Genomic DNA, 22637 nt, shown 5'->3' on the forward strand with positions numbered 1-22637 from the left:
AGGTAAAATTATGCTAACAATCATAGGTGGTTCAGGTTTTATTGGCACACGCCTTTCAGATCAACTAACTAAAGAAAATATTGAATTTAAAATTGTAGATATTGCTAAAAGTGAAAAATACCCTGAAAAATGGGTATTTGGTGATGTCACAAAACCCGAGTCATTATTAGAACCATTAAAAAACTCTAGTGTGATTATTAATTTAGCCGCACAACATAAAGATAATGTTCACCCCATTAGCCTATATTATGATGTCAATGTGGATGGCGCTAAAAATGTCTGTGATGTAGCTGAACAATTAAATATTAAACATATCGTATTTACTTCATCTGTTGCTGTATATGGATTTGTTGAAAAAGAAACTGGCGAAGATGGTGAATTCCATCCATTTAACGATTATGGAAAGTCAAAGCTTGAAGCTGAGCATAAATATGAAGCTTGGTATAAAAAAGATATTACAAATACTCTAGTTGTTATCAGACCAACTGTTGTATTCGGTGAAGGAAACCGAGGTAATGTCTATAATTTATTCCGTCAAATAGCATCCGGTAAGTTTCTAATGGTTGGCTCTGGTAACAATCAGAAATCAATGGCTTACGTGGAAAACATTGCTTCATTCTTAAAATTTTCTACTCAACTAGAATCTGGGCACCACATATTTAATTATATTGATAAACCTGACTTTACAATGAATGAGCTCACAGACATTATCTATACAGCTTTAGATAAACGTCATAGTCATATTAAAGTACCTTATGCTATCGGATTACTTGGTGGATATTGCTTTGATATTCTTTCTAAAGTGACAGGTAAAGAATTTCCTGTTAGTAGTATTCGTATTAAGAAATTCTGTGCTCGAACTCAATTTAAATCAAATAGTATTGCTAATACTGATTTTAAAGCTCCAGTTACCCTTGAGCAAGGTATTGCTAACACAGTGAAAAATGAATTTTTATAATAAATTAGTTTTAAATGATCTATGTATTAACAAATAATTAAAATATACCCTACATTTCTCGACTTACTTTCTAATAAAAAATTAATTTTATATTAATTTAATAAGTATATGGTCCTTATGCATTGCTAAATGCACTATATCTTTACTAAAGGATGAAAATTAGCACTAAAATATATATTTTTATCCTAGTATAGTAAAATTATATAAATACATATACTTTAGATAAGAGAAACCATGAAAATCACAATCTCCGGTACCGGCTATGTCGGTCTATCTAACGGAATACTTCTTTCCCAAAACAACAAAGTCGTTGCGTTAGATATCAATAAAGAAAAAGTTGAATTACTTAACAAAAAAATCTCTCCAATTACCGATAAAGAAATTGAAGAGTTTTTAGCAACCAAAGAACTCGACTTTACGGCAACCTTAGATAAAGAATTCGCTTACAAAGATGCTGATTTCGTTATCATTGCAACACCAACCGATTATGATCCTAAAACAAATTACTTTAACACCTCTTCTGTAGAGTCTGTTATCCGTGATGTTTTAGCATATAATCCAAACACGACAATGATTATTAAATCAACCATTCCTGTTGGTTTTACCAAAGAAATGAGAGAGAAATATAATACGGATAATATTATTTTCTCACCAGAATTCTTACGTGAAGGTCGTGCGCTTTACGATAACTTATACCCATCTCGTATTGTGATTGGTGAACAATCAGAAAGAGCACAAAAATTTTCTGACCTTTTACAACAAGGTGCACTGAAAAAAAATATTGATGTTCTGTTCACTGACTCTACAGAAGCAGAAGCCATCAAATTATTTGCGAATACTTATTTGGCACTACGTGTTGCTTACTTTAATGAGCTTGATAGTTATGCAGAATCTTACGGCTTGAACTCAAAACAAATCATCGAGGGCGTCTGTTTAGATCCGCGTATTGGTAACCATTATAATAATCCATCATTCGGTTATGGCGGTTATTGCTTACCAAAAGACACTAAACAACTATTAGCAAACTATGATTCTGTTCCTAATAATATTATTAGTGCCATCGTTGAAGCTAACCGCACACGTAAAGACTTTATTGCAGACTCAATTATCGCTAAATCACCAAAAATCGTGGGTGTTTATCGTTTAATTATGAAGTCTGGTTCTGATAATTTCCGTTCTTCTTCTATCCAAGGCATTATGAAACGCATTAAAGCCAAAGGAATTGAAGTGGTAATTTATGAGCCAGAGATGAAAGAAGAAACCTTCTTTAATTCAAAATTAGTTCGTGATTTAAATGAATTTAAATCAATCTCTGATGTCATTATTACCAATAGAATGTCATCAGTACTAAACGACGTTGAAGAAAAAGTTTATACTCGTGACCTCTTTGGTAACGACTAAATCTATTTTATATGCTCAATATCGTCTTATTTGAACCCGAAATTCCACCGAATACGGGTAATATTATCCGCCTGTGTGCTAATACAGGCTTTCATCTTCATCTAATCCAACCATTGGGTTTTACTTGGGATGATAAACGTCTACGTCGTGCAGGGCTTGATTATCGTGAGTTTGCTGATATTAAGCAGCATCACGATTACTACGCTTTTTTAGAAAGTGAAGGTTTAAACCCTGATAATGCACAATCACCGACAGGTGCACGAGTATTTGCGTTAACGACAAAAGGAACACCAGCACATAGCAATGTTAGCTATCAAGATGGAGATTATCTCCTTTTTGGACCTGAAACTCGTGGTTTACCGCCCTATGTGTTGGATAATATGCCAACACAGCAGAAAATCAGAGTTCCAATGCTTGCTGATAGCCGTAGCATGAACCTGTCAAATACTGTGGCTGTTGTGGTTTTTGAAGCATGGCGCCAACTTGGTTATCCTGGTGCGTTATTAAAAGATTGATTTACTATTAGTCAATAATTTTTAAAGCGTTTTATCTTTCTCTAGATAAACGCTTTTTTATTACATAAAATTTGATTAACTTACCTAAAAACAATGGCCAAAGGCTATAAAATGCATAATGTAACCTTATCATTTAAATATTCTCATCATATTAGTCAGTATATATATGGATTCTTGCTTTTAAAAAAGTATAACATTATAAAAATATCAAATATAAATAATAATATTACTGGTGCTCAGCATATATTAAGGGCCAATGTTGATGGAAAAAAAATAGTTTATGACGCAAATGATGGTGATCATATTGAAAGAAATTTTTTTTCTATTCCTGATTATGATTGGTGTGATTTATATTTTAAAAGAAGTTACTCTGAAAAACTTGCTAACAAATTTCCAAAATGTAGGCCTCTTGGATTTAACTATGAAATAAAACCCGTATATGGAGTAGTGGATAATTTATTGGGAAACATTCGGAGAATATTGGGTAAAGAAATTGTAAGGCATTATGACCTCGAAACCATACCAAAAGTATCAAACAATCCCAGAGTTTTATTTTTAACCCGATTATGGGAACCAGAAGTTATTTCTGAAGACTCTAGCTGTATAGAAATAGAAAAATATAATGAAATAAAAAAACTCAATAGATTTAGAATTGATGCTTTAAATATGTTAAATGAGAATTTTAAAGAAATATCTACTATTGGTATTAATGATATTGAGTATTCTAGAAAAATTGCTCCTAATTTTATTTTACCTAAAACACAAACTCATCGCAGACATTTTATTAATATGATGAAAAATCATGAAATATGTATTACATCAACTGGTTTACATCAATCCACGGGATGGCGATTTGGGGAGTTTGTTGCATCTTCACGGGCTATAATATCGGAACCTTTAGAATATATCGTTCCAGGAGATTTTAATAATTATCTTCCATTTGAAAATGTAGAAGAATTATACCAATCTGTTAATAACCTCGTGAATGATAAAGAACTTAGGTATGAAATGATGGAAAAAAACTATAATTATTATAATAATTATTTAAAACCTGATAGATTAATTTTAAATACTCTATTTTCTATCTAACTTGAATAGGTACTATTAAAGTACCTTAATTTATATTTACTACTATCTTATTAATATACCTACACCCTTCCCCCACATCCTTTAATACCAATGCGTGAGCACCAATCACAGCGTTATCACCTATTTCTATCTCTCCGCCGATAATCGAAGAATTACAGCCAATATAAACATGGTTGCCAACTCGAATATCTGCTTTGCCATCTTTTTCTTTTACTCCAATGGTGACACCTTGCATTAACGTCACATTCTCACCTAGTTGACAGTAATTAGTCAGTACGATCCCTATGGGATGTGGTAATGAAAGGCCTTTACCTATGCGTGTTCTTAGTGAGATATCGTTGCAGTATTTACGATTATTTTTAGCACCGATACGAATACCCAGTTTTTTAAGAAAACGATTTTTAGAGAAATAAAAGAATTGGGCGACACGCCACCAAAAAAGATAACGCGAACGCTGGCAGAAAAAGACGCGATGAAAAAGTCTTATCCAACTAAAAGGCTTGTTATCACCGATATATTCAGCATGTAAACAAGCCTTCAGCTCAGAGAGTGTAACTTCAGTTAATGCCATTAAATGCCATCACCGCATTCAAAACCAGGCACCACACCATTAAAGTGTTGATCCATATCGAGTGAAGGCTTGTCACTCGTCGGCTTACCGACAATACGGGCTGGAACACCGGCAACCGTGGTATGAGCAGGAACTTCATGTAATACCACAGAGCCAGCACCAATCTTGGCACCACGGCCAATCTCAATATTACCGAGTATTTTAGCACCTGCGCCAATCATTACACCTTCGCGTACTTTAGGGTGGCGATCGCCACAGGTTTTACCTGTTCCCCCTAAAGTGACGGATTGTAAGATCGAAACATCGTTCTCTACGATAGCGGTTTCACCAATCACAATACCTGTTGCGTGATCAAGCATAATGCCATGACCAATGCGAGCGGCGGGATGAATATCAACCCCAAAAGTCACAGAAATCTGGTTTTGTAGGTAAATAGCAAGTGCTTTACGATCTTGCCCCCATAGCCAATGCGCTATGCGATAAGCTTGTAAGGCATGAAAACCTTTTAGATAAAGCAGAGGTGTGGAGTACTTATCAACTGCGGGATCGCGTAGACGAACGGCTGAAATATCATAAGCTGCTGATTCAATCATAGAATTATCACTACGATATGCTTCTTCAACAATCTCACGAACAGCAATCGCAGGCATAGTCTGGGTTGCCAGCTTGTTCGCCAGCATATAGCTTAAGGCACTGCCTAAGTTTTCATGCTTGAGTAATGTCGCATGGAAGAAACTCGCCAAAATCGGCTCGCAATCTGCCAAACATCTTGCTTCATCTTTAATATGATCCCAGACTCTTTTTAGTTCTTCTAGCGACATACTCACTCTCATTCTTTTTACATTGAAGCCTAAGTAAAAACTTAGGCTTCTTATGTTTAAAACAGAAATAAATAACTAAAATAGACTTAGAAAAGATTGCTGTCTATCTCATCTTTCGTTGCACGGCCTAATAAAGATAATGCCGCTTCTTTGGCGTCTTTATGCTGGTATAAAATTTGGTAGATCTGCTCTGTGATAGGCATTTCAACACCGACTTGTTCGGCCAATGCACGAACTTCTTTGGTATTGCGATAGCCTTCAACGACCTGTCCTATTTTTTCTTGGGCAGTATCAACATCAAAGCCTTGACCTAGCATCATGCCAAATCGACGATTACGAGATTGGTTATCGGTACAAGTTAAAACTAAATCACCTAAACCCGCCATTCCCATAAAAGTAGCTGCATCTGCGCCTAATGCTTTACCCAAGCGGCTCATCTCGGCAAGTCCACGGGTGATCAGCGCTGTACGCGCATTCGCACCAAAACCCATACCATCAGACATACCCGCACCAATCGCAATCACGTTTTTTACTGCGCCACCTAATTGCACACCGATAAAGTCAGGGTTTTTATAAACACGGAAACTTTTGCCACAATGGAAAAGCTGTTGAAGCTCTTCAGAGAACGTATTATCCGTTGATGCCACAGAAATCGCAGTAGGCAAACCAGCGGCAAGCTCTTTAGCAAAAGTAGGGCCTGATAAAACTGCTAGCGGGATTTCATTACCTAATACTTCACGCGCTACATCTTGCAACAAGCGACCAGTATGTGCCTCAAGTCCTTTTGTCGCCCAAACAACACGTGCATCCTGACGTAAAAAGGGTTTGATCTGTTGTAATACATCACCAAAAACATGGCTTGGGATCACAACAAGAATATTACGGCTGGCTTCAATGGCTTTTTGCAAAGAAGCTTCCATGTATAAACTATCAGGAAAGGAAACATCGGGCAGAAATGCCTGATTACAGCGAGCTTGTTCTAACGCAGCAACATGCTCAGGATCATGACCCCAAAGTACGACATCATGACCATTGCGCGCTAAGGTAATCGCTAAAGCGGTGCCGTATGAACCGGCACCGATAACTGTCATAGAAGCGTTCATTAAGCTTCTTCAGCCCCTTCATTAGCACCATCAGTTTGTTGCTGTTGTAAATAGTTCATAAACAACGCATCAAAGTTAACAGGTGCTAAGTTCAGTTGTGGGAAAGTACCACGGCTAACTAAGTTAGTGATACATTCACGAGCGTAAGGGAACAGAACGTTAGGGCAATATGCACCTAAGCAATGTGCCAGTTGAGTGCCTTCGATACCTTCAACGGTAAAGATACCTGCTTGTTGAACTTCACACAGGAATGCTGTTTCGTTATCCATTGTTGCGGTTACAGTAACGCGCAAAATAACTTCATATACGTTTTCAGCTAAAGTATTAGAAGAAGTATCCAGATCTAATTTAACTTCTGGTTGCCACTCTTTTTGGAAAACTTGTGGGGCATTAGGCGCTTCAAAAGAGATATCTTTTGTATAGATACGTTGAATTTGAAAAGTCATCTCTTGGTTTTGCTGTTCTGACATAATAATCTTACCTTTTTATATCCTTATTAATTGAATAGCAGTAAGTATAGAACTCAATCTGCCCGCTCGTTACTTTTTACCTTTAGCCAGTGGTAAATTCTCACCACTCCAGCCTGAAAGACCATCTTTTAAGATAAAGACTTTTTCAAAACCGAGTTTAATTAGGCTTTCTGCAGGTTTTGCACCTTCAATACCTGATGGTGACACAACAATAACTGGCTGTGATTTATATTTCTCCAGCTCAGCAATATTATTATTTTTGATTTCAGAAGGCGTTAAATTGATAGAATCAATGATGTGTCCTTTACGGAATTCATCACGGCTACGGATATCAACACACACCGCATTCTCTTTGTTTATCAAAGAAATCGCTTCTGTACGGGAAATATTTTTCGTCTTAGAAAAAAGCCCTTTAAAGGTCAATACAATGACCGCCACCAGCAACGCTACCCAAACAAAGCTTAACAGGGTGTGCCGGTTGAAAAATTGCATTACTTCTTGCAGCATAGGATGCAATCACTCTCGTTGGTTAAAAATAGTATCAAAGAGCCAAAGTATACCTTTGTCATGGCGCAATTACAGCCTATTCCTGCTTTTCTCTTTCTATTTTTGCGGAAAGTTTCTCAACAATCATTTTTTTTATTGACGGATTTATGTACCATTAGCGTCGGTTCCGTGAAAAATGATGAATTGAAAAGGCCTTACCTTTTTACTCTACAGGAACTCTCTTCAGGCAAGCTATTAATAAATCAGCATCCCTAATAGTGGCTACTTACGTATAAAATCTCCCATATTACGTAAGATTTATACCTGTCTGAGATACAACAACTATCTGTTATTTATTTAAAAGTATTGAGAACACGAGCATGTCGCAAACAAATCAAGTGCCTAAAATTGGATTCGTTTCATTAGGTTGTCCTAAAAATTTAGTGGACTCTGAACGTATCCTAACCGAACTGCGTACAGAAGGTTATCAAGTTGTTCCTACCTATAATGATGCTGATTTAGTCATCGTCAACACCTGTGGGTTTATTGACAGCGCAGTACAAGAATCGCTAGAAGCGATTGGTGAAGCACTCGATGAAAACGGTAAAGTCATTGTTACTGGCTGTTTAGGTGCAAAAGAGAACCAAATTCGTGAAGTGCACCCTAAAGTACTTGAAATCACGGGACCTCATAGTTACGAACAAGTTTTATCTCATATTCATCACTATGTGCCAAAACCTGATCACAACCCTTTTCTCAGCCTTGTTCCTGAACAGGGTGTAAAATTAACGCCTCGTCATTACGCGTATTTAAAAATCTCTGAAGGTTGTAATCACCGTTGTACTTTCTGCATCATCCCATCAATGCGAGGTGATTTAGACAGTCGTCCAATTGGTGAAGTCTTAGGTGAAGCTAAAAGATTAGTTAATGCAGGAGTAAAAGAGTTACTTGTTATCTCTCAAGATACTTCTGCTTATGGTGTTGATACTAAACATCAAACGGGTTTTTGGGATGGAATGCCAGTCAAAACCAGTATGGTCAGTTTATGTGAGCAACTGGCAAAACTAGGTATTTGGGTGCGCTTACATTATGTTTATCCATATCCACATGTTGATGATGTCATTCCTTTAATGGCAGAAGGTAAAATTTTACCTTATTTAGATATTCCACTTCAGCATGCCAGCCCTAAAATTTTAAAACTGATGAAACGCCCAGGTGCTGTTGAGCGTACATTAGAGCGAGTAAAACGCTGGCGTGAAATTTGCCCGGAATTAACCTTACGTTCTACCTTTATTGTTGGTTTCCCGGGTGAAACAGAAGAAGATTTCCAAATGCTATTGGATTTCCTCAGCGAAGCTCGCCTTGATCGCGTAGGTTGCTTTAAATACAGCCCTGTTGATGGTGCGAAAGCAAATGAATTAGCCGATCAAGTACCTGAAGAAGTGAAAGAAGAGCGTTATCATCGCTTTATGCAATTACAGCAGCAAATTTCGACTGAACGCCTGCAAGAGAAAATCGGCAAAGTATTGCTTGTTATGATTGATGAAGTGGATGAGGAAGGTGCAATTGGCCGTAGTATGGCCGATGCGCCTGAGATTGATGGTGCCGTTTACCTCAATGAGCAATTTGATGTAGAACCGGGACAAATCGTTCGTGTTCTTATTGAACATGCAGACGAATATGATCTTTGGGGTACTATCGTCGAATAATCTCTCTCGTGGACAGCGTGATATTCTATTGCGCTGTCACACAGGATCCCTCTTTTTTCCTCTCTCCTATTATTATTGCTTTATAATCTCTTATTAATTGAATAGATTACCTGTTAGGTATTATCTGAAATTTCGGCTTTATTTCGTGTTAGCTGGTCAGTTGTTTGGTGGCATGGAATAATCTTACAAACTGTTATGAAAGGTACGTTGGTCAGATGGCAAAGAAAATGGATCTTCAAAAAAAAACACATCCGTCTTATCGTGTATTTTCTTTACCGTTAATCACGTTGCTTATTAGCACCTCTCTTTTTTCTGCCCCTCCTGTTTTTGCTAACACATTAACGGATAACCGCAATCAGCTAAAAGATCTACAAACCACGATTGCAGAAAAAGAAAAACAGGTTCAAGAACAACAAAAACAACGCACGGCCCTTCTTAGTCAATTAAAAACACAAGAAACTCAAATTTCTAGTGCAGGTCGAGCTGTGCATGAAACCCAAAATCGCCTACAAACATTGGGTAAAGAGATAAAAACCATTACCTCAAATATTGCTCGCTTACAAAAACAGTATCAGTCACAGCAAGAGTTATTAGCGCGTCAAATGGATGCTGCGTATCGCCAAGGTAAACACCAAGGTATTGAGCTCTTATTTCGTGGCGAAGAAGGTCAGCGTGAAGAGCGTATCTTAGCGTATTACAGCTATATTAATGATGCTCGCAAAGAAACAATGGCGGAGCTTGCTCAAACATCAAAAGAGCTAGAAGCAGAAAAAGCAACGCAGCAAGCAAAACAGAATGAGCAAAAGCAGGTTCTCACTAAACAACAGCAAGAAAAACAAAAACTCGATAATGCATTAGCTGCTCGACAAAAAACGCTAACCCAACTTGAATCAACTTTAAAAGCAGATCAGAAAAACTTAGCCACCATGCGAGCTAATGAAGCTCAATTAAGAAATAAAATTGCTCAAGCTGAACGAGAAGCCAAAGCACGAGCAGAACGTGAAGCCCGAGAAGCAGCACGGATTGTAGCCAAACAACGAGAAGCCCAACAGCGTGGTTCAACCTATAAACCAACAGCTGAAGAGCAATCATTAATGTCACGTACTGGTGGTTTAGGTAAACCTGCGGGACAAGCTATTTGGCCTATCAGGGGCTCTTTATTACACCGTTTTGGTGAGTCTATTTCTGGCTCTGGCGAATTACGCTGGAAAGGAATTGTGATACCAGCAGCACAAGGTACGGAAGTAAAAGCCATTGCTGATGGACGTGTATTATTAGCAGATTGGCTTCAAGGTTATGGTTTGGTCGTCGTGGTTGAACATGGTAAAGGTGATATGAGCCTTTATGGTTATAACCAAAGCGCTTTAGTGAATGTTGGTCAACAGGTTAAAGCAGGCCAATCTATCGCTTTAGTTGGTAACAGTGGTGGACAAGAACGTTCAGCACTCTATTTTGAAATTAGACGTCAAGGAAAAGCAGTGAACCCTGTTCCTTGGCTTGGGAGGTAGGTTTGAAATTACTTGGCACATTACAACGCAAGCGCTCTTTTCTACTTAGTTTAATGTTGCTAAGCCTGGTTGTAAGTACACCTGCCTTTGCAGCAAAATTAGCCATTGTGATTGATGATTTTGGTTATCGTAAAAAAGAAGATAACCAAGTTTTACAGCTTCCTACTGCAGTTTCTATCGCTATTTTACCTGATTCTCCTCATGGTAAAGAAGTGGCGACTAAAGCCCATGCACAAGGGCGTGAAATACTGATCCATATGCCAATGGCGCCAATTAGTAAACAACCTCTAGAGCGCGATACCCTAAAACCGTCAATGGATCAGAACGAAATTAATCGTATTATTCAACATGCTATTAGTAATGTTCCTTACGCTGTCGGTATGAATAACCATATGGGCAGTGCGATGACATCGGATAGACAAGCAATGGATAGGGTTATTAAAGCGCTTAATCACTCTAATCTCTATTTTTTAGATAGCGTGACCATCGGTAATACACAAGCTGCTATTGCCGCTAAAGCCGCAGGAGTTCCTTCTTTGCGTCGCCATGTTTTTCTCGATAACGTACAAACTGAAGCAGAAACTCGCCAACAACTTGCCCGCGCTATTGCTTTAGCACGGAAAAATGGCTCTGCCATTGCTATCGGACATCCTCATCCCTCAACGGTTAGAGCATTGCAACAACAACTGCCTTTACTACCTGCTGATATTCAACTAGTCGCACCAAGTACGCTATTAAAGCCACAGACAGAAAAACCAATACAACCAGAGCCGCCAAAAGTTGTCCCGCCAACAGAGCAACCGAAAGAGCCAAAACCTGCGTCTTGGTTAAAGCCAGCGCAAGAAGCGATTATTTCGATGAAAAAAAGTACGCTAATTAATACATTATCCAGTGGATTTAGCTCATCAGAAAAAAAGAAATTACCTGACATACCTGATCCTAATGGAATTGAGGAAGTTGAAAAATAATGCAATAAAAAAGAGCCTTAAAAGGCTCTTTTTTTGCTTAATGAACACTCATTACTGCCAATCTAAAATAACTTTACCTGATTGACCTGAACGCATGATATCAAAACCTTTTTGGAATTCATCGATTGGAAATTGATGAGTAATAATTGGAGAGAGATCAAGGCCAGACTGAATAAGTGCAGCCATTTTATACCATGTTTCAAACATCTCACGCCCATAGATACCTTTAATAAACAAACCTTTAAAGATAACTTGTCCCCAATCAATTGCCATATCAGAAGGCGGAATACCCAACAGTGCAATACGACCGCCATGATTCATGGTATTAAGCATGGTACGAAACGCAGGTGGCGCACCCGACATTTCTAATCCCACATCAAAACCTTCTGTCATACCCAATTCTTTCATAACATCCATTAGGTTTTCTTTGCTGACATTCACGGCTCTGGTAACACCCATTTTTTTCGCGAGATCAAGGCGATATTCATTAACATCAGTGATCACCACATGACGAGCCCCAACATGCTTACAAATTGCAGCCGCCATAATCCCAATAGGACCAGCTCCTGAAACCAGAACATCTTCACCCACTAAATCAAAAGATAATGCGGTATGTACAGCATTACCAAAGGGATCAAAAATAGCGGCTAATTCATCAGGAATATTGTCAGGGATTTTAAACGCATTAAAGGCAGGGATAACCAAATATTCAGCAAAACAGCCTGAGCGATTTACACCTACACCAATGGTATTGCGACATAAATGAGTACGACCGCCACGACAATTACGGCAATGGCCACAAGTGATATGCCCTTCACCGGAGACACGATCACCAATATTAAAACCTTTAACTTCCTGCCCTATCGCAACAATTTCGCCGATATACTCATGGCCTACAACCATAGGAACAGGAATTGTTTTTTGTGACCACTCATCCCAGTTATAAATATGAACGTCAGTGCCACAAATTGCTGTTTTACGAATTTTGATCATCACATCGTTATGACCAAGTTCAGGTACTGGAACATCGGTCATCCAAATACCTTCTTGTGCTTTTAATTTTGACAATGCTTTCATAGAGTAACCTTATGCAATCACATTAAGTTCTTTGCCAATTTTGATAAATGCCGCCACTGCACGCTCAATTTGTTCAGTAGTGTGTGCTGCCGACATTTGCGTACGAATACGTGCTTGCCCTTGAGGTACAACAGGATAGAAGAATCCTGTGACATAAATTCCCTCATCAAGTAAGCGCGTTGCAAATTCTTGAGCTAATTTAGCCTCTCCTAACATAACGGGGATAATGGCATGATCTGCGCCAGCCAATGTAAAACCAGCGGCACTCATTTTTTCACGGAAAAGTGAGGCGTTACGCCATAAACGGGCACGAATTTCATCCCCTGATTTCAGCATATCTAAAACAGCAATAGAGGCCGCAACAATCGCAGGAGCTAATGAATTAGAGAATAAATAAGGGCGAGAACGCTGACGCAACCACTCAACAACTTCTTTACGCGCTGCGGTATATCCACCAGAAGCACCACCTAACGCCTTACCTAAAGTGCCTGTGATAATGTCGACTCTGCCCATCACATCACAATACTCATGAGTTCCGCGACCTTGTGCACCCACAAAGCCTACAGCATGAGAATCATCGACCATAACAAGGGCACCAAATTCATCGGCTAAATCACAGATAGATTTTAGGTCTGCAATCACACCATCCATTGAAAATACACCATCTGTCGCGATCATAATGTGGCGAGCATTATCTGCTTTGGCTTTTTCAAGTTGAACACGTAGCTCTGCCATATCGTTATTGGAATAGCGATAACGTTTAGCTTTACATAAACGCACACCATCAATAATAGATGCATGGTTTAAAGCATCAGAAATAATGGCATCTTCAGGGCCCATTAATGTTTCAAATAATCCCCCATTGGCATCAAAACAAGATGAATACAGAATGGCATCTTCCATACCTAAAAATTCAGCGATTTTATTTTCTAATGTTTTATGTGAATCTTGAGTACCACAGATAAAACGTACAGAAGCCATACCAAATCCGTGGCTGTCCATACCTGCTTTTGCAGCTTCAATTAATTTTGGATGATTAGCGAGGCCTAAATAGTTATTAGCACAGAAGTTAATAACATGGCTTCCATCAGCAACTGCGATATCTGCGCTTTGTGAAGAAGTGATGATGCGCTCATTTTTAAAGAGGCCATCTTGACGAGTTTGTTCTAGTTGTTGATTAATTTGTTGGTAAAACGTGGGAGTAGACATACTTTCTCCTAAGACAGCAATTCGAAAAGAGACAACTTAAATAGTTTGACTATAATATAGTCAGTATTGTTTCTTATTTTATGCCTTTGTTCTATTAAAAACGACAAATGTAAATAAATAATGTTATTTGTGTAATTAAGATCACTAATACGCTCTGCTTTTTTCGAGAATTTCAGTCTGTTGTTCCATGATGAATGCTACCGTTAAAGCTGTTCAGTGTTATTATAGACCTAGAGCTAATTTTTAGATTTTATATGAAGGGGTAGCCACATGATTATCGTCACTGGCGGTGCAGGTTTTATCGGCAGCAATATTGTTAAAGCATTAAATGATGAAGGTTATACTGATATCTTAGTTGTTGATAACCTTAAAGATGGCACCAAATTTGTGAATTTGGTTGATCTAAATATCACTGATTACATGGATAAAGAAGATTTTATTGCAAGCATTGTTGCTGGTGATGATTTCGGTGATATTGATGCGGTTTTCCATGAAGGTGCTTGCTCTTCCACGACAGAGTGGGATGGCAAATATATGATGGATAACAACTATCAATATTCTAAAGAGCTACTTCATTTTTGTCTTGAACGCCAAATTCCTTTCTTATATGCCTCTTCTGCTGCAACTTATGGTGGTCGTACAGATAACTTTATCGAAGATAGAAAATATGAAGCGCCTTTAAATGTCTATGGCTATTCAAAATTCTTATTCGATGAATATGTACGCCAGATTTTACCTGAAGCAGATTCAATGATTTGTGGCTTCCGTTATTTTAATGTTTATGGCCCTCGTGAAGGACATAAAGGTGGCATGGCGAGTGTTGCATTCCATTTAAATAACCAAGTAAATGCGGGTCAAAATCCAAAATTATTTGAAGGTAGTGAAACCTTCCAACGCGACTTTATTTATGTAGGTGATGTGGCTGCGGTTAATTTATGGTTCTGGCGCAATAATGTATCCGGTATTTTTAACTGTGGTACAGGTCGTGCTGAATCATTCCAAGCTGTTGCAGATGCCGTTATTGCTCATCACAAAGATAAAGATCTCTCTATCGAACATATTGAGTTTCCAGAGAAATTGAAAGGTCGTTACCAAGCCTTTACTCAAGCTGATCTGACAAATTTACGTAAAGCGGGTTATACCGCACCTTTTAAAACAGTTGCTGAAGGCGTAGAGCTTTATATGCAATGGTTAAATCAAGGTAAGTAATCGCTGTTTATGAAAATCTTTGTGGTAGGGCCTTCATGGGTCGGGGACATGATGATGTCCCAAAGTCTTTATCGTACATTGAAAGCATTACATCCTGCGGCAACGATTGATGTGATGGCACCTGCGTGGTGCCGTCCATTATTAGAAAAGATGCCAGAAGTTGATAATGCAATCCCAATGCCATTAGGGCACGGTGCTTTAGCCATTGGTGAACGTCGTCGCTTAGGAAAACAATTAAAAGGGCAAGGTTATACTCACGCTTATGTATTACCTAACTCGTTTAAGTCTGCATTAGTCCCTTTCTTTGCAGATATTCCCAAGCGCACAGGTTGGCGTGGAGAGATGCGTTATGGTCTATTAAATGATTTGCGACCTTTAAATAAAGATGCATTTCCTTTAATGGTTGAACGCTATGTTGCGCTAGCTTATGACAAGCAAAAAGTCCAAAAAGCGACTGATTTACATCAACCTTTGTTATGGCCTAAGTTATCCGTAACCGAGAGTGATATCTCTACCACATTGCATCAATTTTCATTATCTACTCAACGTCCTGCTATTGGTTTTTGCCCTGGAGCTGAATTCGGTCCTGCAAAACGTTGGCCTCATTACCATTACGCCGCTTTAGCACAGAAGCTGATTGAGCAAGGTTATCAGATCTTCTTGTTTGGCTCTAAAAAAGATAAAGAAGCAGGCGAAGAGATAAAACAAACCTTAACACCAGAAGCACGTGAAGCGTGTTTTAATCTTGCTGGCGAAACCAGTCTTGAGCAGGCGGTTAATTTAATTGCATCTTGTAAAGCTATTGTCAGTAATGACTCTGGTTTAATGCATGTTGCTGCCGCGTTAGAGCGTCCGTTAGTGGCGCTTTATGGCCCAAGTAGCCCTGACTTTACCCCTCCTTTATCACATAAAGCACGCGTGATCCGTTTAATTACTGGTTATCACAAAGTGCGTAAAGGGGATGCAGAACAAGGCTATCACCAAAGCTTAATCGATATTCAGCCAGAGAAGGTTTTGGCTGAATTAGCAAATTTACTGTCAACGGAGCCATCAGCGTGAAGCGGGTATTAATCGTTAAAACCTCTTCCATGGGCGATGTGTTACATACATTGCCAGCATTAACTGATGCAATAAATGTTTATCCTGATATTCGTTTTGATTGGGCCGTCGAAGAAGGTTTTGCACAGATCCCGAGCTGGCATCAAGCCGTTGATACAGTTATTCCTGTAGCAATACGCCGTTGGCGAAAAAACTGGTTTAGTGCTACTATTCGTGCTGAACGCGCACAATTTCGTCATGCTATTCAATCTCATCATTATGATGCGGTTATTGATGCACAAGGTTTACTAAAAAGTGCATTCTTAGTGACTCGATACGCCAAAGGCATTAAACATGGTTATTCTCGCCAATGCGCTCGAGAGCCTTTAGCGAGTTTCTTTTACGATATTCGCCACAATGTCAGTAAAGAGATGCACGCCGTTAAGCGAATTCGTCAACTGTTTGCTTTAAGCTTAAATTATCCTATTCCACAGTCTCAGGGTGATTATGGAATTGCACAGCATTTTCTCTCACTTCCCACCTTTGATGAGCGCCCTTATTTAGTCTTTTTACACGCAACTACGCGTGATGAGAAACATTGGCCTGAATCTCATTGGAGAGAGTTAATCGCACTACTTGCTGATTCTGGACTACGCATTAAATTACCTTGGGGTGCCGAGCATGAACATCAACGAGCAATACGCCTAGCAAAAGATTTTGACTACGTTGATGTATTACCGAAGATGTCATTAGCCCAAGTGGCTCAGGTTATTGCTGGTGCGAAAAGCGTCGTTTCTGTGGATACGGGATTAAGCCATTTAACGGCAGCATTAGATAAACCCAATATCACCTTATTTGGCCCTACCGATCCCGGCTTAATTGGCGGTTACGGTAAAGCCCAAACCTCTATAAAAGCAGAAGGTGGGGATATTGGGGAGATAAGTGCACAACAAGTTATCAATATTCTCGATATTTAGTCTTATAACCCTAAAAGTTATTAGCCTTTTAGGGTTTTATTGACGGCATTAAAGACTTCATCAACAGTAATAAGATCCATTGATGCTTGTATTCCCTCATCTGGGCTAGGTCTCTTATTGATAATAGTATGCAAATGAAGATCTTGATAAGGCCCTGTCCATTTAGGGTTTGCTGTCGCAAATAAACTTACTGTTGGGCGTTGTAGTGTGATCGCCAAATGCAAAGGCCCAGTATCCCCTGTGACTAATACATCCATTATTTTTATTTGACTTAACAAACCAGGTAATGAAGTTTTACCTACTAGATTTTCAATATTGTTATGATATTTTTTTGGCAACAATACAAAAAACTCTTCTGGTAATTCTAATTCTCTGGGTGAACCAATAAGTTTAATCTGTATTGATGGTTTACTCTCAATAAGCTTTTGAGCTAACTCAACAAAATATTTTACTGCCCATCGGCGCTCTTGCGTTGATGCTCCCATTTGAAATCCAACAATATGATTAATTCCTTTATCTAGTTGTTCTATTTCACAAGGAATTTCCATTCTTGTATCAGAGCTATCTATTCCTAAATGACGAATAATATTAAGTTTACTTTGAACAATATGACAATTAGGAGGCTGATGCTCAGCAACAATCCATTTTTGAAACCATTCTGGAATAATATGAAATGTATTACGCAAGATATACTGGCAACCAGCTATAACAGCAAATAACACATCGTAAGGAAGATGTGAATGTAATATAACCGCTAATTCAGGTTTATATTTTTTTGCATGTAGTGCGATAGGAAGTAGGTTCCTAATTTTATTATCCCAGTAAACCACACTATCTATTTGCTCATAGTTTTCAACTAATAATCTATTTTTTCACTAGAAACCAATGTGATATGTGCATCAGGGTAATGTGCACGAATAGCTCTTATCGCGGGAGTATTAAACATAAAATCCCCCAGCGCTGTCGTGGAGAAAATAAGAATACTGTTAAATTGAATCTCAGATGAAAATGTATCTGTTTTTCTCATCCTGCCCAAAAGTGGGTTATAAATATTTAAAAAATTATGTACCCATTTTAATTTCTTTAACTTCATCTTATTTTGCCTGCATCTTACTTTGATAATACTCAGCTAATGTCACTCCTTGCACTTTGTCTGATAAGAAACTAAATAACGTTTCTAAATCGTTATATAACCCTTCAATATCTTTTTCAGTACGAAATGTAGGGCTACCACCCGGCATAAATTCAGAGGAGTGCAACATAAATTCAATATGAGAGTGGCCTTGAGCCAAAGATTTTTCAGCAACATCAATCATCTGTTGAGCATTGCCACCTTTAGGGCGGAGCCAATTCACAGAAGGCGCTCGTTGCTTACCTCTTAATTTATCGTAACCCTGCTTAACTTTATTCATTAAAGGCGAGTGCTTATATTGAATACTCATTGGCACTTCTAGTAGCGAAGAGTTTCCCGCTTTAGTGATATTCTGTAAGTCCATAAAGTAAGCATGACTTGGAAAATCAGTATAATTTGTACCCCCTGATTGTGCGGGATCACCTTTTGTAAATCGCCAATCCACTTTAGGTGTCACAGAACAATCGACTTGGTAACCAAACTCAACTAAAAGTTGTGCATAAATCTCATTAAAAGCCCAACGGCCCGCACGATGGCTTAACATTTTAGTTTGTAGTTTATCTTCAAGTAAGTGCGTCATTAATGCGATTTTTTCTCGCATTTGATCTTTGGGATATTCAATTAAATAAGGCTGATAACGTAAATCATCATCCGTTAAAGGTATTAATGGTGGGCTATTCCATGCATGCAAGTGCATACCAATTTCACCGGTATTACGCGCAATAACATCACGGGCAAACTCAATATAAGCTTCATCCATAACCATTTCATAGTTTGTTAGCCAAACAGGTTTAAAATTAAAGCGCTCACAAAGTTGCTGAAAACGGGGAAGAAAGTGCGTATTTTGAGTAGTGATATCACGTTCATTTTCCCAAAGATTATCGCCTTCAGTATCTAATGTGATAATAAATGCTGGTTTAGTCATGCATTCCCCGCCAACTAATGGATTATAAGTTCATAATTGAATAAATTGTTCTATGTTACGCAGTAGAAAACATCAATTCAATCAATATAAATACAGTATGGTAGATGCATTCTGTGGATTTGTTTACAATTAGAGTATCTCACTAAAGCTAAAGTAATTATGACTAATATAAATCGATCATTTAATAGAATACTGGTTATTAAACTCCAACATCATGGAGATATGTTATTAACGACACCCGTTATATGCTCATTAAAATCAGCTTATCCTAATGCAACGATTGATGTTCTATTATATAAAGAAACATTACCGATGCTTGAGCACAACCCATTAATCAATAAAATTTTTTATCTTGATCGCAATTGGAAGTATCAAGGTAAATTCACTCGATTGAAAAAAGAGTGGCAACTTGGTCGAGAATTACAAAAACAACAGTATGATTTAGTGGTTAATTTAGCGGATCAATGGAAAGCCGCTATTTTTGCTTTAGTGACTAAAGCACAAGTTCGTTTAGGACTTGAATTTGAAAAACGCAAAGGCAATAAGTTTTGGCAAAAATGCCATAATATAATTATCTCCACCTCAGATCATGGGCAACTACATACTGTTGAACAAAACCTAAGTATCCTTACTCCACTTAATGTTCCTATTATTTCTGATGTTATGATGTCTTATAGTGAAGAAGATAAGCAGTGGCTAGCGAAGACTATTAAAAAGCATCATATTCCTGAAAACTACATCGTGATCCAACCGACCTCTCGCTGGTTTTTCAAATGCTGGGATGAAGATAAAATGGCGGCTTTGATTACACAACTTCAGAATAGTAATTATTCTGTTGTTTTAACCTCAGGACCAGAGAAAAAAGAATTGGAGATGATCGAAGCTATTTTGACGCAATGTCCAAATAAAGAAGCTATAACAGTCTTAGCTGGCCAAACTTCTTTATCCCAATTAGCGGTATTAATTGATAATGCAGGGCTTTTTATTGGCGTTGATTCTGTTGCAATGCATATGGCTGCTGCATTAAAAACACCTTTAATAGCACTTTTTGGTCCATCTAAACTCGAACATTGGCATCCTTGGCAAGCAGTAGGTGAAACAATTTGGGCGGGTGATTATGAAGATATTCCACATCCTGATCATATTAAAACAGATACTCAACAACGTTATCTCTCCGCTATTCCTGTTGATGTTGTCTACCGCTCAGCTAAGAGGTATTTACCCCAATGAACCATCCTTTACGACTCGCTATCGTTCGGCAAAAATATCGCCCTGATGGAGGCGCAGAACGTTTTATTGCTCGTGCATTAGATGCACTATCAAACGATGATCTTGAACTCAATGTGATCACTCGAGAATGGCAAGGTGATACCAATCCAGATTGGCATATTCACTTATGTAATCCACGAAAGTTAGGCAGAATTAGTCGAGAGTCTGGCTTCGCTAAGGCGGCGAGAGCGTGTTGGCAAGAAAATCATTTTGATATTGTTCAAAGCCATGAACGTATCGCTGGTTGTGATATTTTTCGGGCAGGTGATGGTGTGCATCGCCGATGGTTATTACAACGCCAACGAATATTGCCAAATTGGAAAGGTCGCTGGTTATTTTATGATAGATACCATCGCTATGTTATGAATGCAGAAAAGCAGATGTATGCTGATCCTGCATTAAAACAAGTTATTTGTAACTCACAGATGGTTAAAAATGAAATTATTGAGGATTTTGGCGTATCTGCCGATAAAATATCTGTTATTTATAACGCAATTGATCATAATGCTTTCATACCTGCGACAAATTCTCAAAAATATGCATTAAAGACACAATATAATATTCCACAAGATGTACCTTGCTTTATTTATGTTGGGTCTGGCTTTGAACGTAAAGGATTAGCTGCTGCTATTTCAGCAATAGCAAAAACATCAGCTATATTGTTAGTTGTTGGAAGTGATAAAAATCAGCGAAAATACGAACAATTCGCGACACAATTAGGTTGTGAGCAACGTATTTTCTTTTTAGGTATGCAGAAAAAAACACTCGATTTTTATCAAATGGCGGATGCATTGTTGCTCCCGACTCTTTACGATCCTTTCCCTAATGTTATTCTTGAGGCATTATCATGCGGTTTACCAGTGATCACCTCAACAACTTGTGGTGGCGCAGAATTTATTCAAAATGGTAAAAATGGATTTGTTTGTGATGCATTAGATATTTCAGCATTAATCAATGCAATTACACAGATCCCAAAAGAAGCAGCGTGGACTGAAATGTCACAAGTGGCAAGAGAGACTATTCTCCCTTACACGCCACAACGATTATCAGGCGAGCTTATTTCACTTTATAAACGGATATTAGCCTTGTGAGTCAACAACATATACTTTTTATTATTGATGGATTACCTGGTGGTGGCGCTGAAAATGTTACACTCAGGCTAGCCAACGGTTTTCATCAGAATGGATACCAAGTCACACTGTTATCCTTACATAATAAATTAGCGTATGAACTACCTGATTTTATTGACTATATTGTTGATCATGATGACTATCGTGGTATCTTCAGAAAATTGACCGAAATATCTCGTAGAGCAAAATCTCTTGATAATGTCCTTATACAACTTTTTGCTAAGAAAGGACGTCCTGCACTTGTTCTTTCTAATCTACACAAAACAGACCGTATTGTTTGTCGCTCCAAACAGCTAAAAATGTGTAATGTTTGGTACTGCATTCATGGTATTTACTCTCAATCTTATCTTGGTAATAAATCTGGCTTTTCATATTGGTTGAAGAAAACCAAAATTCAGCGCGTTTATAAAGATAAAAATCTCGTCTGTGTATCCAACGCAGTTAAAGATGATTTAATAAACGCCATTGGCATCCATGCCCGTCAACTAAAAACTATCTATAACCCTTTTAATATTGAAGAAATACAACAAAAAGCCACCCTTCCTAATGTATTTACTCAGCAAGATTACATTTTACATGTTGGCCGATTACATGAAGTTAAAAGGCAAGACAGGTTAATTGAAGCCTTTGCGAAAGCGGATTTACCTTGCCAATTAATCCTTTTAGGTGAAGGAACGCCTGCTATCAAACAAAAATTAGAAGCTCAAATAAACCGACTCAACCTAACACAACAGGTTGTACTTGCTGGCTTTATTTCTAATCCGCTCCCTGCCATCAAAGATGCGAAGGTAGTCGCATTAAGTTCTGATAGCGAAGGGCTTCCTACTGTGTTAATTGAAGCTTTAATTTGTGGAACGCCTATCGTCAGTACTCGATGTCCAGGTGGAGTCAGCGAAATTATGACTGACGCGCTTTCTGATTATCTTTCTACTATGGATAGTGATTCTCTCGCTGAGAAACTTCGTTTCGCGTATTATTCACCACCTCAAATATTGCCATCATCCTATGCAAAATTTGAACTAAACCATATTTTAAAGCAGTATATCGCTTTAATTCCTTAATCCGCGCCTAC

At 38.2% G+C, this 22637-nt stretch carries 22 protein-coding genes; 13 read left to right on the forward strand and 9 right to left on the reverse strand.

Going from position 1 to position 22637, the window contains the following annotated elements:
* The first annotated feature begins 10 nt into the window (after positions 1-10).
* The 4 genes from DK857_RS10335 (at position 11) to DK857_RS10350 (ending at position 3963) form a co-directional block, all read left to right on the forward strand.
* A complete protein-coding gene (locus tag DK857_RS10335; RefSeq protein ID WP_109402127.1) occupies positions 11-958 on the forward strand; it encodes an NAD-dependent epimerase/dehydratase family protein in 948 nt (315 codons plus the stop codon).
* A gap of 234 nt (positions 959-1192) precedes the next feature.
* Entirely contained in the window at positions 1193-2359 is a 1167-nt protein-coding gene (locus DK857_RS10340) for a nucleotide sugar dehydrogenase (protein ID WP_109402128.1), read from the forward strand.
* An 11-nt stretch (positions 2360-2370) separates the two neighbouring features.
* Positions 2371-2874, forward strand: coding sequence for a tRNA (uridine(34)/cytosine(34)/5-carboxymethylaminomethyluridine(34)-2'-O)-methyltransferase TrmL (gene trmL / locus DK857_RS10345; RefSeq protein WP_069366867.1), 504 nt, complete (start codon positions 2371-2373; stop codon positions 2872-2874).
* A gap of 111 nt (positions 2875-2985) precedes the next feature.
* On the forward strand, positions 2986-3963 hold the full coding sequence (locus DK857_RS10350; protein ID WP_109402129.1) for a hypothetical protein: 978 nt from the start codon (positions 2986-2988) through the stop codon (positions 3961-3963).
* Positions 3964-3988: 25 nt separating this feature from the next.
* Here the strand turns inward: DK857_RS10350 and DK857_RS10355 are convergent, their stop codons facing one another.
* The 5 genes from DK857_RS10355 to DK857_RS10375 form a co-directional block, all read right to left on the reverse strand.
* Positions 3989-4534 carry a serine acetyltransferase gene (locus tag DK857_RS10355; protein WP_109402130.1) on the reverse strand — a complete coding sequence of 182 codons (546 nt, stop codon included), beginning with the start codon at positions 4532-4534 and terminating at the stop codon, positions 3989-3991.
* Complete coding sequence (gene cysE / locus DK857_RS10360; protein WP_088494105.1) at positions 4534-5355, reverse strand: serine O-acetyltransferase; 822 nt, start codon at positions 5353-5355, stop codon at positions 4534-4536. Before cysE ends, DK857_RS10355 begins: the two co-directional genes overlap by 1 nt.
* Before the next feature lie 86 nt (positions 5356-5441).
* Positions 5442-6458: an NAD(P)H-dependent glycerol-3-phosphate dehydrogenase gene (gene gpsA, locus DK857_RS10365; RefSeq protein WP_088494106.1), complete on the reverse strand. Its 1017-nt coding sequence runs from the start codon at positions 6456-6458 to the stop codon at positions 5442-5444.
* Positions 6458-6928 carry a protein-export chaperone SecB gene (secB, locus tag DK857_RS10370; RefSeq protein WP_109402131.1) on the reverse strand — a complete coding sequence of 157 codons (471 nt, stop codon included), beginning with the start codon at positions 6926-6928 and terminating at the stop codon, positions 6458-6460. Before secB ends, gpsA begins: the two co-directional genes overlap by 1 nt.
* Positions 6929-6997: 69 nt before the next feature.
* Positions 6998-7435, reverse strand: coding sequence for a rhodanese-like domain-containing protein (locus DK857_RS10375; protein ID WP_023583406.1), 438 nt, complete (start codon positions 7433-7435; stop codon positions 6998-7000).
* A 359-nt stretch (positions 7436-7794) separates the two neighbouring features.
* Here DK857_RS10375 and rimO point away from each other — a divergent pair, with 359 nt between their 5' ends.
* From rimO to DK857_RS10395, 3 genes are all read left to right on the forward strand, one after another.
* Positions 7795-9123, forward strand: a complete 1329-nt coding sequence (rimO, locus tag DK857_RS10385; RefSeq protein ID WP_099659486.1) for a 30S ribosomal protein S12 methylthiotransferase RimO — start codon at positions 7795-7797, stop codon at positions 9121-9123.
* A gap of 215 nt (positions 9124-9338) precedes the next feature.
* Entirely contained in the window at positions 9339-10631 is a 1293-nt protein-coding gene (gene envC / locus DK857_RS10390; RefSeq protein ID WP_109402133.1) for a murein hydrolase activator EnvC, read from the forward strand.
* 53 nt (positions 10632-10684) lie between these two features.
* A complete protein-coding gene (locus tag DK857_RS10395) occupies positions 10685-11599 on the forward strand; it encodes a divergent polysaccharide deacetylase family protein (RefSeq protein ID WP_227003159.1) in 915 nt (304 codons plus the stop codon).
* A gap of 51 nt (positions 11600-11650) precedes the next feature.
* Here DK857_RS10395 and tdh read toward each other — a convergent pair whose 3' ends face one another.
* Together tdh and DK857_RS10405 are read right to left on the reverse strand one after the other, a co-directional pair.
* Positions 11651-12676 carry an L-threonine 3-dehydrogenase gene (gene tdh, locus DK857_RS10400; RefSeq protein ID WP_109402135.1) on the reverse strand — a complete coding sequence of 342 codons (1026 nt, stop codon included), beginning with the start codon at positions 12674-12676 and terminating at the stop codon, positions 11651-11653.
* A 9-nt stretch (positions 12677-12685) separates the two neighbouring features.
* Positions 12686-13885: a glycine C-acetyltransferase gene (locus DK857_RS10405; protein WP_109402136.1), complete on the reverse strand. Its 1200-nt coding sequence runs from the start codon at positions 13883-13885 to the stop codon at positions 12686-12688.
* Positions 13886-14155: 270 nt separating this feature from the next.
* Here DK857_RS10405 and rfaD point away from each other — a divergent pair, with 270 nt between their 5' ends.
* From rfaD to rfaC, 3 genes are read left to right on the forward strand one after another with little or no spacing between them, the layout of a single operon-like run.
* Complete coding sequence (gene rfaD, locus DK857_RS10410) at positions 14156-15094, forward strand: ADP-glyceromanno-heptose 6-epimerase (protein ID WP_109394394.1); 939 nt, start codon at positions 14156-14158, stop codon at positions 15092-15094.
* A 9-nt stretch (positions 15095-15103) separates the two neighbouring features.
* Entirely contained in the window at positions 15104-16153 is a 1050-nt protein-coding gene (gene rfaF, locus DK857_RS10415) for an ADP-heptose--LPS heptosyltransferase RfaF (RefSeq protein ID WP_109402137.1), read from the forward strand.
* A complete protein-coding gene (gene rfaC, locus DK857_RS10420; protein ID WP_109402138.1) occupies positions 16150-17109 on the forward strand; it encodes a lipopolysaccharide heptosyltransferase RfaC in 960 nt (319 codons plus the stop codon). Before rfaF ends, rfaC begins: the two co-directional genes overlap by 4 nt.
* Positions 17110-17129: 20 nt before the next feature.
* Here rfaC and DK857_RS10425 read toward each other — a convergent pair whose 3' ends face one another.
* Both DK857_RS10425 and DK857_RS10430 read right to left on the reverse strand, forming a co-directional pair.
* A complete protein-coding gene (locus DK857_RS10425) occupies positions 17130-17939 on the reverse strand; it encodes a glycosyltransferase family 9 protein (protein WP_227003153.1) in 810 nt (269 codons plus the stop codon).
* A 264-nt stretch (positions 17940-18203) separates the two neighbouring features.
* The gene (locus DK857_RS10430) at positions 18204-19166 is read right to left on the reverse strand and encodes a polysaccharide deacetylase family protein (RefSeq protein ID WP_109402139.1); all 963 of its coding nucleotides are present in this window, start codon (positions 19164-19166) and stop codon (positions 18204-18206) included.
* A 159-nt stretch (positions 19167-19325) separates the two neighbouring features.
* Between DK857_RS10430 and rfaQ the strand changes: the two genes are divergently transcribed.
* From rfaQ to DK857_RS10445, 3 genes are read left to right on the forward strand one after another with little or no spacing between them, the layout of a single operon-like run.
* Positions 19326-20396 carry a putative lipopolysaccharide heptosyltransferase III gene (gene rfaQ, locus DK857_RS10435; RefSeq protein ID WP_109402140.1) on the forward strand — a complete coding sequence of 357 codons (1071 nt, stop codon included), beginning with the start codon at positions 19326-19328 and terminating at the stop codon, positions 20394-20396.
* Positions 20393-21526 carry a glycosyltransferase family 4 protein gene (locus DK857_RS10440; RefSeq protein WP_109402141.1) on the forward strand — a complete coding sequence of 378 codons (1134 nt, stop codon included), beginning with the start codon at positions 20393-20395 and terminating at the stop codon, positions 21524-21526. Before rfaQ ends, DK857_RS10440 begins: the two co-directional genes overlap by 4 nt.
* Positions 21523-22626 carry a glycosyltransferase gene (locus tag DK857_RS10445; protein WP_109402142.1) on the forward strand — a complete coding sequence of 368 codons (1104 nt, stop codon included), beginning with the start codon at positions 21523-21525 and terminating at the stop codon, positions 22624-22626. Before DK857_RS10440 ends, DK857_RS10445 begins: the two co-directional genes overlap by 4 nt.
* The last annotated feature ends 11 nt before the right edge of the window (positions 22627-22637 follow it).

Source organism: Proteus terrae (genome assembly GCF_003144325.1).
Lineage (GTDB): Bacteria > Pseudomonadota > Gammaproteobacteria > Enterobacterales > Enterobacteriaceae > Proteus > Proteus terrae.

Bases quoted from the DNA above. Each gene is read 5' to 3' on its own strand.
- rimO (WP_099659486.1), top strand. From the start codon at position 7,795: ATGTCGCAAACAAATCAAGTGCCTAAAATTGGATTCGTTTCATTAGGT.
- DK857_RS10440 (WP_109402141.1), top strand. From the start codon at position 20,393: ATGAACCATCCTTTACGACTCGCTATCGTTCGGCAAAAATATCGCCCT.
- DK857_RS10375 (WP_023583406.1), bottom strand. From the start codon at position 7,435: ATGCTGCAAGAAGTAATGCAATTTTTCAACCGGCACACCCTGTTAAGC.
- rfaF (WP_109402137.1), top strand. From the start codon at position 15,104: ATGAAAATCTTTGTGGTAGGGCCTTCATGGGTCGGGGACATGATGATG.
- envC (WP_109402133.1), top strand. From the start codon at position 9,339: ATGGCAAAGAAAATGGATCTTCAAAAAAAAACACATCCGTCTTATCGT.
- tdh (WP_109402135.1), bottom strand. From the start codon at position 12,676: ATGAAAGCATTGTCAAAATTAAAAGCACAAGAAGGTATTTGGATGACC.
- gpsA (WP_088494106.1), bottom strand. From the start codon at position 6,458: ATGAACGCTTCTATGACAGTTATCGGTGCCGGTTCATACGGCACCGCT.
- DK857_RS10350 (WP_109402129.1), top strand. From the start codon at position 2,986: ATGCATAATGTAACCTTATCATTTAAATATTCTCATCATATTAGTCAG.
- DK857_RS10405 (WP_109402136.1), bottom strand. From the start codon at position 13,885: ATGTCTACTCCCACGTTTTACCAACAAATTAATCAACAACTAGAACAA.
- trmL (WP_069366867.1), top strand. From the start codon at position 2,371: ATGCTCAATATCGTCTTATTTGAACCCGAAATTCCACCGAATACGGGT.
- DK857_RS10430 (WP_109402139.1), bottom strand. From the start codon at position 19,166: ATGACTAAACCAGCATTTATTATCACATTAGATACTGAAGGCGATAAT.
- DK857_RS10355 (WP_109402130.1), bottom strand. From the start codon at position 4,534: ATGGCATTAACTGAAGTTACACTCTCTGAGCTGAAGGCTTGTTTACAT.
- DK857_RS10395 (WP_227003159.1), top strand. From the start codon at position 10,685: ATGTTGCTAAGCCTGGTTGTAAGTACACCTGCCTTTGCAGCAAAATTA.
- DK857_RS10335 (WP_109402127.1), top strand. From the start codon at position 11: ATGCTAACAATCATAGGTGGTTCAGGTTTTATTGGCACACGCCTTTCA.
- rfaD (WP_109394394.1), top strand. From the start codon at position 14,156: ATGATTATCGTCACTGGCGGTGCAGGTTTTATCGGCAGCAATATTGTT.
- cysE (WP_088494105.1), bottom strand. From the start codon at position 5,355: ATGTCGCTAGAAGAACTAAAAAGAGTCTGGGATCATATTAAAGATGAA.
- secB (WP_109402131.1), bottom strand. From the start codon at position 6,928: ATGTCAGAACAGCAAAACCAAGAGATGACTTTTCAAATTCAACGTATC.
- DK857_RS10340 (WP_109402128.1), top strand. From the start codon at position 1,193: ATGAAAATCACAATCTCCGGTACCGGCTATGTCGGTCTATCTAACGGA.
- rfaQ (WP_109402140.1), top strand. From the start codon at position 19,326: ATGACTAATATAAATCGATCATTTAATAGAATACTGGTTATTAAACTC.